11 protein-coding genes are annotated in these 13,228 nt (G+C 41.8%); 4 read left to right on the plus strand and 7 right to left on the minus strand.

The annotated features are described in order from the left end of the window. Window positions 1-71 precede the first annotated feature (71 nt). Complete coding sequence (gene hemJ / locus M0221_RS10825; RefSeq protein ID WP_483283812.1) at window positions 72-506, plus strand: protoporphyrinogen oxidase HemJ; 435 nt, start codon at window positions 72-74, stop codon at window positions 504-506. A gap of 104 nt (window positions 507-610) precedes the next feature. Here the strand turns inward: hemJ and M0221_RS10830 are convergent, their stop codons facing one another. The 5 genes from M0221_RS10830 to M0221_RS10850 all read right to left on the minus strand — a co-directional run bounded on the left by M0221_RS10830 (window position 611) and on the right by M0221_RS10850 (window position 7,261). Then, entirely contained in the window at window positions 611-1,435 is an 825-nt protein-coding gene (locus M0221_RS10830; RefSeq protein WP_483283813.1) for a hypothetical protein, read from the minus strand. Between the two features lie 236 nt (window positions 1,436-1,671). Continuing rightward, window positions 1,672-2,163, minus strand: a complete 492-nt coding sequence (locus M0221_RS10835) for a hypothetical protein (protein ID WP_483283814.1) — start codon at window positions 2,161-2,163, stop codon at window positions 1,672-1,674. A gap of 75 nt (window positions 2,164-2,238) precedes the next feature. Then, window positions 2,239-2,955, minus strand: coding sequence for a ribonuclease PH (gene rph, locus M0221_RS10840; protein WP_011514467.1), 717 nt, complete (start codon window positions 2,953-2,955; stop codon window positions 2,239-2,241). Between the two features lie 236 nt (window positions 2,956-3,191). Further along, window positions 3,192-4,976, minus strand: a complete 1,785-nt coding sequence (locus M0221_RS10845) for an AMP-binding protein (RefSeq protein WP_483283815.1) — start codon at window positions 4,974-4,976, stop codon at window positions 3,192-3,194. Between the two features lie 557 nt (window positions 4,977-5,533). Then, window positions 5,534-7,261: an AMP-binding protein gene (locus M0221_RS10850; protein WP_483283816.1), complete on the minus strand. Its 1,728-nt coding sequence runs from the start codon at window positions 7,259-7,261 to the stop codon at window positions 5,534-5,536. 705 nt (window positions 7,262-7,966) lie between these two features. On the opposite strand from M0221_RS10850, the gene parC reads away from it, so the two are divergent. From parC to M0221_RS10865, 3 genes are all read left to right on the plus strand, one after another. Further along, entirely contained in the window at window positions 7,967-10,285 is a 2,319-nt protein-coding gene (gene parC, locus M0221_RS10855) for a DNA topoisomerase IV subunit A (RefSeq protein ID WP_483283817.1), read from the plus strand. 48 nt (window positions 10,286-10,333) lie between these two features. After that, the gene (locus tag M0221_RS10860; RefSeq protein WP_483283818.1) at window positions 10,334-10,981 is read left to right on the plus strand and encodes an SMI1/KNR4 family protein; all 648 of its coding nucleotides are present in this window, start codon (window positions 10,334-10,336) and stop codon (window positions 10,979-10,981) included. Between the two features lie 147 nt (window positions 10,982-11,128). Next, the gene (locus tag M0221_RS10865; RefSeq protein WP_483283819.1) at window positions 11,129-11,926 is read left to right on the plus strand and encodes a Cof-type HAD-IIB family hydrolase; all 798 of its coding nucleotides are present in this window, start codon (window positions 11,129-11,131) and stop codon (window positions 11,924-11,926) included. A 98-nt stretch (window positions 11,927-12,024) separates the two neighbouring features. Here M0221_RS10865 and M0221_RS10870 read toward each other — a convergent pair whose 3' ends face one another. Together M0221_RS10870 and M0221_RS10875 are read right to left on the minus strand one after the other, a co-directional pair. Next, entirely contained in the window at window positions 12,025-12,288 is a 264-nt protein-coding gene (locus tag M0221_RS10870) for a hypothetical protein (RefSeq protein WP_263241456.1), read from the minus strand. Window positions 12,289-12,339: 51 nt separating this feature from the next. Then, on the minus strand, window positions 12,340-13,131 hold the full coding sequence (locus tag M0221_RS10875) for a 3-oxoacyl-ACP reductase (RefSeq protein ID WP_483283820.1): 792 nt from the start codon (window positions 13,129-13,131) through the stop codon (window positions 12,340-12,342). Window positions 13,132-13,228 lie beyond the last annotated feature (97 nt).

Genomic DNA, 13,228 nt, shown 5'->3' on the forward strand with positions numbered 1-13,228 from the left:
CCATTATCAGATAATCTGCGCTAAGCTTGCCCGCGTTTATCATTGCTTAAAATAACCAAAGAGACTTCAGCATGACAGATTATTTTAATTGGATTAAAGCGGCACACATTATATCCGTGGTGTGCTGGTTTGCAGCGATTTTCTACTTGCCGCGCCTATTTGTCTATCATGCAATGAGCGATGACAAGATCAGTCAAGAGCGCTTTACTATCATGGAGCGCAAGCTCTATCGCGGCATCATGACGCCAGCTATGATAGCGACGTGGGCTTTTGGGTTATGGATGGTGTTTTTGGGTTGGGACGTCTATAAAACCCAAGGCTGGCTACACGTAAAGATATTCTTAGTTATTCTATTGTCCGCTTATCATGGTGCCTGTGGTTTTTATCGTAAAAAGCTGGTCGATAACCCGCAATATAAGTCGCATGTATTTTGGCGCTGGTTTAATGAAGTACCCGTATTTGCTTTAGTCATTATTGTGATTCTAGTGGTGGTTAAACCGTTCTAAAATTTGCTCTAGTATAGGCAATGCTTAATAAAAAAGCGTCCCTCACTTCATCAAGTGAGGGACGCTTTTTTATGTTTGAATAAACTAGATTAAGAAGGTCTATATTAAACGTTTGGGCGCATAATTTGATAGACATTGCTCAAATCATAAACACGATAGCGCGCAGGCTCGCGGCGGCTTTCACCAGCATAGCTTAATATCAGCGCTTGCTTTGCTTGCTCATCAACCCAGCCGACAAACAATCCGCTGTGCTCGACACCGTTATAACCATGATTGATATAGTAGAGCCAGTCACCAACTTCGATTTCACCACTATTGGCATAAGGACCTTGACCATAGGTACCTTTATGGATAGTATCGCGCGTCACCCCTGCTCGTTTAAATACTGCATTCAGATAATCCCAGCAGCCGCCTTGAATAATCGTACGCTCGTTCAGCGCCATTTTACGGGCAGTGCTGATGACTTCACGGGCAGCCAGACTACTTTGCGTTTCGGCATTGCTGAGTAACGGTAGATACTCGCTATCGACATTATCATAGTTGCCTGATAAAAATGCGGGCAGAACTGTTGATGCTTGGCGTTGTACTTCAGGATAGCGATAATTAGTTTGGTTATTGCTAACATAATCATTTTGGTTAGAGTAGGTTTTATTAGCATAGCTACTATTAGAATAACTTGGTTGTGTATTACTTGTATCCGAACGATAACTATTAGAAGTACCAGCACGTTGGATAGTGGATCGCGTACTGATTTTAGCAGCAGGGACAGCGGGGTACGATGGTGTATAGCGGGCGCTATAATCAGTTAGAGAAGATTTTTGAGCAATCAAGCTGCTCATACTATCGGCGTGAACTTGACCGACTGCACCCAGAGTAAGTAATAATGCACTGCACGACGTTGTGATTGACCAAATGGGCAAACGCGACATGACTAGCTCCTTGTCAATATAGTATCAATAACCATAGTAGCGATAACCGTATTCATTATAAGTATGATGAGATTTTTTCAATCTTACTTATAAACCATTTGGACAGGATTCTGCAAGCCTTATCACGCTTAAATAAACGATAAAAGGTATAAATATAAGGATAAGCGATGCACAAACGAGGCAAGATGAGCGGGTTAAAAAATTTTAACATTAAAAAAACTTTAATAATAAAGGTCTTAATCGCTGCTCATTTTGATATTAACATGACGTTTGGTCAGTGTTTGACCTTGTAGAATGGCTTTGGTAGCAGTGGCTTCTTGGATATTATCAAAGCCACTAATACAATATTTACGTTTAGAATCGCCATCAGTAATCTCTAATTGCTCGCCTACTAGACTTATCATATCGCTGTCAGTTAGCTGAATAGGCATACGTTTGCCTTGGTTGTCATGTACCAGCTCACCAGCACGCACCCATAAGATGCCGCTACTAATATTACCTGCTGTCGCTTTTTTATGCTGTTGGCGCTGCCGATTAAAAAAGAAGCTACCGATAATTAGCAGTGCAAGCGCACCAATTGACCATCGTACCGGCAACAAACTCATCGCCAGCGCGACGCATACTGCACCTACCAATAACGCCGCACCAAACCAAAACAGCCCATTGTCTAATGCTTGGGGCTGTCCTTGTAAGGTAATTTTGGCGCCGTCATCAGTCAGCTTAAGCATGCACGTTTACCTATAGAAAAGCAGTGAAAGTATTATAAAAATATCAATAGTAAGCCGTATTGCGGTCTTATATGACTACCAACCTAAGGCGGTTTTTTGCATAGCAATCAGCTCAGCGATACCTTTTTCGGCTAGAATAAGCATATCGTCAGCTTGAGCACGAGTAAATGGCTTTTCTTCCGCCGTCCCTTGTAGCTCAATGAACTCGCCTTTTTGGGTCATCACCACGTTCAAATCCGTATCACAGCTGGCATCTTCTTCGTAGTTTAAATCCAAGTACGCTTTACCATCTTTCATACCAACAGAAACGGCAGCAACCAAACCAATCAATGGATCCGCTTTTAGTTTCTTAGTTTTTTGAATGCTCTCTAAGGCATCGATAAGGGCAATCGCGGCACCGGTCACACTAGCAGTACGAGTACCACCATCCGCTTGTAAGACATCACAATCTAGGTAAATGGTATTTTCACCAAGCTTACTCAAATCAATCATGGCGCGTAAACTACGGCCGATTAAACGCTGAATTTCTTGAGTACGACCTGATTGCTTACCGCGAGCCGCTTCACGTTGATTACGAGTATTGGTCGCGCGTGGTAACATGCCATATTCAGCCGTGATCCAGCCTTTGCCTTTACCTTTGAGCCAACGCGGTACGCCAGACTCTACACTTGCAGTGCACAGTACTTTGGTGTCGCCAAAACTGACCAATACTGACCCTTCAGCATGCTTAGTGTAATGGCGCTCAAAGCTGATTGAGCGAAGTTGATTAAGCTCACGGTTGTCAATACGCATAAAATTCCCTAGTACGAAGTTGTAAAAGCAGTGTTATAAAATAAGAGGTTTAGATTTAAATTTATGGTTATGTGGTTAGCCAATCAGTATTTCCAGCAAATTTATATATTAAAATAAATGACAGCTGAATGCTCTAGCAGGGCTAAATGTTAGGTTATCCTAACGTGACAACGGTGCAATAGCAAGATTCACACAAGCTATCGCACCGCTGTCTTGATTAAAAATAGCTGTAAAAGTTATTCTAGACCTTCCATCTTACGCAATTCTTTACGCAGGATTTTGCCCACGTTTGATTTTGGTAATTCGTCAACGAATTGAATATGACGTGGACGCTTATAGCCGGTCAGTTGTTTTTTGCCAAAATCAAGCAGCTCTTGCTCGGTCACATTACCTTTTTTGACCACATACAGCTTTGGGTCTTCGCCGCGATCATCATTTGGAATCCCGATCGCGCCGCACTCTACTATCCCTGGATGCTCGCTCATGGCTTCTTCGATTTCATTTGGATAGACATTAAAACCAGAAACCAAAATCATGTCTTTTTTGCGGTCAACAATTTTGATAAAGCCTTTTTCGTCCATAATGCCGATATCGCCTGTTTTAAGATGACCACTGGCAGTAAAGCTTTCAGCCGTTTCTTCAGGGCGGTTTTGATAGCCAATCATGACTTGTGGACCTTTGACACAGATTTCACCACGCTCACCGATAGCCACCATGTTTTCATCATCGTCAATCAAAATGACATCGGTACTAGGGGCAGGGATACCAATCTTCCCGGTAAATTCAGCAATGGTCATTGGGTTAAAGGCAACTACTGGTGAGGTTTCAGACAAGCCATAGCCTTCAACGATAGGCAGACCAGTGATCTTATGCCACTCTTTTGCCACGCTTGGTAGTACCGACATACCGCCACCGATAGAGGCTTTTAAACTAGAGAAATCCAAATCTGCAAAACTTTCTTTATGTACCAAGCCGTTAAACAAAGTATTTACTGCAGGGATAAAGGCCGGTTTATATTTTCCCATCTCTTTAATCAAACCATCAAGATCACGCGGATTTGGAATCAGCAAACCAGCACAACCTTGGTACATACTATACATCCCGCAAACCATAAACGAGAACACATGGTATAGCGGTAGCGCAGTCAAAAGCACATCAGTAGCGTCTATATCCTCTTCAAAAGCGCTATCCATGAGCGCGCTAATCTGTAACATATTGGCGATTAAGTTACCATGAGACAGCATCGCACCCTTAGCTACCCCAGTTGTACCACCGGTATATTGCAATAATGCCACATCGCTTAAGTTCAAATCAGGACGCTGATATTTGCTAGCTGATACGGCACTTAATGCCTGCTTAAAGCTCGTGCTCTCTGGCAAACGATACGCGGGAATCATTTTTTTGACATGGCGGGCGACCAGATTGACCACGGGTCCTTTGATCGTGCCTAACATATCGCCAATTTTACAGACGATCACATGCTTCACTTGACCCTTATCTTGCGCATCTTGATAAGTTTTTGCAAAGTTTTCGACGATAAATAATGCTTTGGTGCCACTGTCATGCAACTGATGCGATAACTCGCGGCTGGTATACAAAGGATTGACATTGACCAGCACCATACCTGCGCGAATGATACCCAAAGCCACCACAGGATACTGCAAGATATTGGGCATCATGACACCGACTTTATCACCCTTTACGAGCCCTAATGACTGTAAATAACTGGCAATTTGACGACTGTATAAATCCAATTGCTTAAAGGTAATAGAAGCACCCATGCAGATATAGGCAGTTTTCTGTCCATAACGGCTGAAATTACGCTCGAACACATCAAGTAAAGAGGTACTGTCATCTGGCATCTCAATGGTAGCATTAATGCCATAGCGCTCATAAGCACTTAACCATGGACTGTCACTCGCTATCGTCGGCATAGTAGGAAACGTGTTCGTTCCAGCCTTTGATTGAGTATTGTTCGCAGCTTTATGGTCTGTCATCTCTTTATTGATATTATCAGTCATAATTTTCCTTAAATGTGGCCGTTAAAATATAGAATATGTCTAATTAAATCACCGTGGTCGTTAGTCACTCATTTGCAAAATCAAAAACTTGTGAATAAGAAGTCTTTTCGCTCATAAGCAAACAGATCTTATCATTCACAAATCTTTTAAATCAAAATTATCACCTTCACACTCCACTCTATTATTTACTATAAAACCGTTAAAGCTAACACAGCTACAGTGCTTTATAGTGATCATTCTGTGAAAGCTCTGGGCTAAAAAATCCACACTTTTATCGTTAAGTGCAAAAAATATCGATACGGACTATATCAGCTTTATGGAGAATTCTCTATGAATACCACCAAATCATAATAGGAAAACAAAAAAATGATAAGGCCCTATATAAGCGACCTTATCATCATTGATAACCATCTTTTACAACAATATATCATAGCTATTTTTACTGGCTATTTCTACTAACTGCCACATCAACTATTAAGCGGTTTTCATCCCTGCTTCTTACTAACAGATAAAGATGAAAGCAGATAAAAAGCGCTTTGAACTTGATGGTAAATATTCTAACCGCGGTTCTTTTCTTCAAGTACGCGTAGATCTTTATGTAAAATCTTACCAACGTTCGATTTTGGTAACTCATCGATGAACTCAACGTAACGCGGACGCTTATAACCGGTTAGGTTTTCTTTGCTATATGCAAGCACTTCTTCTTTCGTCAAGCTGTCATCACTACGCACCACATAAATCTTCGGTACTTCGCCACTCTTTTCGTCTTCGACACCGATGACACCACATTCCAGAATCTTTGGATGGGCTGACATCACATCTTCTACTTCGTTTGGATACACGTTAAAGCCTGAGACCAAAATCATGTTTTTCTTACGATCAACAATTTTAAAGTAGCCTTCTTCGTCCATTACACCGATATCACCGGTACGGAAATAACCGTCAGACGTCATGACTTCAGCCGTAGCATCATCACGTTTCCAGTAGCCTTTCATCACTTGCGGACCACGAACACAAATCTCACCGCGCTCACCAAGATCTACTTCATTGCCTTCTTCATCCAAGATAGCCATGTCAGTCGCTGGCATCGGCAGACCGATATTGCCTGAGAATTCGCCATTACCTTGTGGGTTTGCAGACGCAACCGGAGAAGTCTCTGACAGACCATAACCTTGTACAATCACGTTACCAGTAATTTTTTGCCATTTCTCAGCAGTATCTTTTAGAACCGCCATGCCGCCGCCCATAGACATCTCAAGCTTGCTATGATCTAAGGCTTTAAATACCTCACTGTTCGCCAATGCATTAAACAGCGTATTAACTGCTGGGAAAAATGCAGGTGGGTAATCTTTATAAGCCTTGATTAAGCTTGCACCATCACGTGGATTCGGTACCAGTAGACCGATACAGCCGCGATATAAGCCGAACATGCCACAAACGGTAAATGAGAAGATATGATACAGCGGCAATGCCGTCATGATAACGGGTTGCTCAGCCATACCGTCAAATTTATCGAAAGCGTCACCAAGATAGGTATCACACTGAATCAGGTTGGCAACTAAGTTGCCATGGGTAAGCATCGCGCCTTTGGCCACACCTGTGGTACCACCGGTATATTGCAGAACAGCAATATCATCAAGGCAGATATTATCTGGACGTTTATAATTTTTCGCCGGAAAGCGATTCAGTGCCGTTTTAAAGTTGGTGCTGCTTTTAAGATTATAATCAGGTACCAGTTTTTTCACATGGCGCACGACCATATTGACAATAAAGCCTTTCAACGGGCTCATCAAGTCGCCCATCGAGGTTACAACGACATGGTCAACCAAGTCTTTACCAATCTCTTCATAGGTTTTGGCAAAGTTCTCTAAAATAAATAATGCTTTGGTATCAGAGTCTGTTAGCTGATGCTCAAGCTCTTTTGAGGTATAAAGCGGATTGACGTTGACCAAGGTCATACCCGCACGCAGCACACCCAATACTGCAACTGGTAGCTGCAAAATATTTGGCATCATAACGCCGACTTTATCGCCTTTTTTCAGCCCAAGTGACTGCAAGTAGGCAGCAATTTGTTTACTATAGCGATCTAAATCTTCGTAGGAAAGCTTGACGTCCATACACACAAACGCTGTTTTACCAGCATGTTTAACAAAATTCCGTTCAAATATATCGATTAAAGAAGTATTAGCGGCGGGCATATCAATATCATATTGAATACCAAGCTTTTCATAAGTTTTTACCCATACTTTATCGTTACGACGGATCTGGTTACCTTGATTTTCCATAATCTTACTTCTCCTAATAAATAATGCGCTACTGTAAACCCATAATTATCACAATGTGATAAACGTACAAAAAATCGGTGTGCAAGCTCACCACAGTGATGGCAAGCAAGGCTGGCGGTGCAAAGATATTGTGATGAGTCAACAATTTAGCGGTAAATAGCCCTTTATTGTTTAACATACACACTTTATACAAACTACTCAATACAAAAAAATGCTACTTGAGTTCGTAAAGTAACTTGACGGTCAATATTTACATTTATATCAGTGAGTTAATTAGGATTCCGAGCAAATAACCCACTTTTTGTTGATAAGTATTTATCGTCTATTCGTAGATAGAATCCATTAAAATGTGGAAGTGACATTGAGCAAAACGATAAGCGCTTAGCCTGTACACTGCTTGCCTGTATCGATTTTATGATTATGAGCATTATTAAGGCTATATGGATGAAAACGTTAATGTGATAAGTAAGAGAATAAAAACAGTAACATGAACGACACTCATCTTATATTCTAAAAACTATCGACCAAAACGTTATAGGATCATCATGCTTAATAAGACCATTAGCTTAAGCACGTCATGCACTGTCGTTTATACTAAGTAGTGGCTTTTTAATTGCATCAATATCCTTTAGGATAGCACTATCCTATTTGCACGATTGCACCGATTTTTTATGCCTATTAAAACTGATAAGTGAACCCTATTTTATGTCCGATGTTATCGATCACACGATTGACCCAATCCTTGCAAATGAACCCATGGATACGCGCTCAGTGGCAGAGTTCGCTGAGCAAGCCTATCTTAATTATGCCATGTACGTCATCATGGATCGGGCGCTGCCAAATATTGCTGATGGTCTAAAGCCTGTCCAGCGCCGTATTGTTTATGCCATGAGCGAGCTTGGGCTAAAATCGACAGCGAAGGCGAAAAAATCTGCGCGTACAGTCGGTGACGTATTGGGTAAATATCATCCGCATGGCGACAGCGCTTGTTATGAAGCGATGGTACTGATGGCACAGCCTTTCAGCTATCGGTATCCGCTGATCACTGGTCAAGGTAACTGGGGTAGCCCAGATGATCCGAAATCATTTGCCGCCATGCGTTATACCGAAGCCAAAATGTCTGCTTATGCCAATACCTTGCTCGCGGAACTTGGTCAAGGTACGGTTGATTGGCAAGATAACTTCGATGGTACGATGTTGGAGCCAACCACCCTGCCTGCCCGCCTGCCCAATATTCTATTAAATGGAACAACTGGTATCGCCGTCGGTATGGCAACGGATATTCCACCGCATAACCTGAATGAGGTGGTACGCGCGGCTATTCGCTTGCTAAAAAATCCTGAGCTATCGGTTAAGCAGCTCACCCAATCGATACCAGCACCTGATTTGCCAACGCCTGCTGAGATCATTACCAGTAAAAAAGATTTACAAGCGATGTATGAGACTGGACGTGGCAGCTATAAAATGCGTGCGACCTTCCATATTGATCCGAAAGAGAAAAACCTTGTTATCATCAATGCCCTTCCTTACCAAGTCTCAGGCAATAAAATTCAAGAGCAAATCGCCAAGCTGATGACCGATAAGAAGCTGCCTTGGATTGTTGATATTCATGATGAATCAGACCACGAAAATGCCTGCCGTATCGTGCTTGAGCTAAAATCTACCCGCGTCGACGTGCAGCGAGTAATGAGCCATCTGTTTGCCAGTACCGACCTTGAAAGCAATTACCGCGTCAATATGAATATGATTGGCTTAAATGGTAAGCCGCAGGTTAAAAACCTTAAGGAAATCCTTGAAGAATGGCTCGTCTGTCGCCGCTCTGTGGTCACGCGCCGCTTGCAATATCGCCTTGATAAAATTGATAAACGCTTGCATATCCTTGCAGGTTTGCTGATTGCGTATCTGAATATCGATGAAGTTATTCGCATCATTCGTGAAGAAGACGACCCAAAATTATCATTAATGCAAGATTATGACCTGACTGAGATACAAGCCAATGCTATCTTGGATATTCGTCTGCGTCAGTTGGCAAAGTTAGAGGAGATTGAGCTACGCCGAGAGCAAGATGAGCTGGCGGCTGAACGCGCTATCATTCAAGAATACTTGGACAATCCAGATAGCCTGACCAATTTGATGATTGATGAGCTCACCGCTGACATGAAAGAACATGGCAACGAGCGCGTATCGCAATTGGCAGAACGCGAAGAAGCGCAAGCGCTCAAAGAATCTGACCTCGTACCAAGCGAGCCTGTCACCGCTATCCTATCGAAAGCCGGCTGGATACGCGCGGCTAAAGGTCATGACGTCGATGCTGCTGGCATGGCTTATCGCTCAGGTGACAGCTACCAAGCCCACGTTCGCGCTAAATCTAATGAGAAGATCTACGTGCTCGATAGTACCGGACGCAGCTATAGTATCGATGCGCATAGCCTCGCTTCTGCTCGTGGTCAAGGTGATCCGCTGACCAGCGTCTTAAAACCGCCAGCAGGGGCGACTTTTGAGCAATTGCTTACTGGCGACAATGACCAGCGTATTATTTTAGCCAGCTCGCAAGGCTATGGTTTTATTAACACCATTGGTAATCTAGATAGCAATCAAAAAGCCGGTAAAAATATCATTAACCTAGCTGCTGATAGTCGTTTATTACCTATCGCCCGTATTGATGCTCAAACTGAGGTGATTGTAAGCTCTGAGAATAATGGCATCCCTGCTAGCGAAAATAGCTCTACTCTCGATCATATCGCTGTGGTCACCAATGCTGGCTATTTATTAATCTTTGCGCTTGATGACTTACCGGAACAAGCTCGCGGTAAGGGCAATAAGATGATTACTCTAAAAGGTGATGAAGAAGTACTTACCATCACGCCACTCAGTAAACGAGACAGCTTAATCATTACTGCTGGCAAGCGTCATGTAACCTTAAAGCCAATGGACTTAGCAAACTATACTGCTAAACGTGGCAGTCGTGGTGGTCAGCTACCAAGGGGCTTTCAGAATGTGACGAGTGTAGAGGTTGTTGGGTAGTTAGAGTGATATAACTACTAAAGAATGAATCTTAATTAAGGACTTATCATGGAAGACTTAACCATATTTGAGAACTGGCTCGAAAAGCATTTACCTGAGGTTGTGAAAGATTTGAATCCACCTGCTACTATGGAAGAAATTCAATTATTAGAGAAAACAATTGGTAGGAGCTTACCAGAAGATTTTATTTCGTTATATCAATGGCATAATGGACAAATGGGTAATGCGCCTACTGGACTTTGGTATGGCTTAGAGTTTATGTCTATCAAAGGAATTATTAGTCATATTGAGTTAGAAAAACAGATAATAAAACAGATAATAAAAGAGATAGGAAAAGATGTAATTAATTCAATGAGTGAATGGATGAAATCAACTCCCGATGGTTTTGTCAAAAAAGCTAGTAATAATCAATTTTGGATTCCATTTGCCTACGACTATGGTGGAAATTTTTTAGGAATAGATTTAGATCCAGATAAACTTGGCATAGTTGGGCAAGTAATAAACTTTGGTCGCGATGAAAATAGAAAAATAGTAGCCAACGAAAGTATTAGTGATTTTCTATTTTGGCTAATAGAAGAACTAAGTGATGGTAATTTCAATATAAATGTTGAAGATGATGGAGGTAGAAGTTTGAATATGCTTACTCCCAAGAGCGGACATTTTTTAGATGCTTTAGCAAAAATTTATCCTGGGTAGAAGTGATAGCATATGATGGATAGCTCCATAACATTAGCAAAACTACATGAATTCATTTTATTACAACCCTGCTACTTCCTTATAGTTAATACGTTTCAAATCAGTAGCGATGCTAATCTTTAATATAATAGGACTTTGAAAGCCACTATGAATAATAAAACCCCCACCCCAAAAATCATATTTTTTGATATCGATGATACCTTAAGCCGTAACGGTATTATCGCCGCGCACAATCAAGCAACGCTTGAAGCGCTTGCCCAAACTGACATTAAACTGGTGATTTCAACCGGACGTTCCAAAGCCATATTGCCTGCTGATATATTAGCCTTGCTTGAGGCTGATGTATTGGATGCCATTATCTGTATGAATGGACAATATAGTTTTAATAAAGATGGCATGATTAGTCATTATCCTTTAACCGATACGCAGACCAACAAGATTGTAATGCTATGCCAAAAAAGTGAACTCATTCACAAATTTGACTCCGCAACGCATATTGCATGGTCACATGAAAACGCGCGCCTGCGTGAATACAATGCGATAACGCCTAATTCTATCCTTGACCCAGATTATCATAAGGCAAATACGGTTTATCAATGCTCGGTATTCTTTAACACTCAAGAAGAGAAAATGCAGGAAGTTGACTTTGCCCAAGATGATTTGAAACTGGTACATTGGCATCATATTGGCGCAGATATATTACCAATCGAGGCATCTAAAGCACGCGGTATCATCGATTTATGCCTGCATTACGATATTGATGCAAAGGATTGTATGGCATTTGGTGATGGGCTAAATGATTTAGAGATGTTTGATTTGGTCGGCTATGCGGTGGCAATGGGCGATGCAAAGCCTGAACTGATCGCGCGTGCGGATTTTGTCACTGGGACAATTGAAGAATATGGAATACAAGCGGTACTCGATCATTTGCATATAGCATCGTGACAGTGTGGGCTTGAATAGGGTCATTTATCAGTTTAGTCAAGCAGATGAATGGTCTGCAAATAGGCAGGTTGAACCATTCATCTGATCTATCACTACATTTAACTGCGTTTAAATACTAATCCATAAAGCCAACTACCTAGTTTATAAAGTGCGAGAGCGATCAAAACAAAGATCAATGCAGCGATTAAATAAGCCAAAAAAGTGGGTAAATTGGTCAACCAGCCAATAGTGAATGCCACGCCAAGATAAGCTTCCAATGGCCAGCTTAACAAGGGCGTGTTCATACCATCATTGAAAAAAGCGATGATGGCACACAGTCCTATAATAGCAGTAATAATGCCAGCGATTTTACGATTCGTCATCTCGTCTCTCTTGTACAATCAAGTCAATTTATTTAGTAAATAATGCCATTATTAAGGCATCGTTAAACCGCCATCAACGGCAATAGATTGACCAGTAATAGCTGAGCTTAAGTCAGAAGCCATCAATAGTACTGAATTTGCAAAGTCGGCAACTGAGGTCGCTTGACGAAGTGGCGTCGTCGTGGCGATATAATCAAACACTTCTTCAGTGGTTAATTTACTAGCGTCAGTCGTTTTTAATAGTCCACCTGCTAGTAAGTTCACACGAATACCATGTTGCCCAAGCTCCGCTGCTAGATTACGTGTCAGACCAATCAATGCAGATTTTGCAGTGGTATAGTCATAATAAGTGACCACCGGATTGTAAACCAAGTTGGTTGAAATATTGATAATCTTACCCATCTGCTGAGTTTTCATTTGCGGTAATACCGCTTGTACTGTATTGACGGCACCTTGGACAATGCCGTCAATTTGCTGAGAAAAATGTGCCCATTTCACAGTCTCGATACTGGTGTAATCAGCACTCGGGTTAAACTGATAGCTCGGCAAGGCATTGTTAACCAATATATCAATACGTCCAAAACGTTCTATAACTTCTGCTGCCATTGCTTGCATTTGTGCTAAATCGGTTACATCCCCTTGATAAGTAAAAGCACGCCCGCCTTCTGCTTCGATATCAGCAACCACTTTTTCAGCCGCCTCTTTACTATGCAAATAATTCACGCAAACGCTCGCGCCTGCTGCTGCCATCTGCATGGCGATTTGAGCGCCGAGACCACGACTGGCGCCTGTGATGATAGCAACTTTATCAGTAAGAAGTGCCGGAATAACGGTTTGAGCCATGATGTTTTATCCTTTATTATTATGTTATGGTTAGAGTATGACTATACTTAAAGAGCTCTGGCTAAATACCAAGTCACGCTTATCATAGCATGATTGA

It is taken from the genome of Psychrobacter sp. ANT206, from assembly GCF_056880555.1.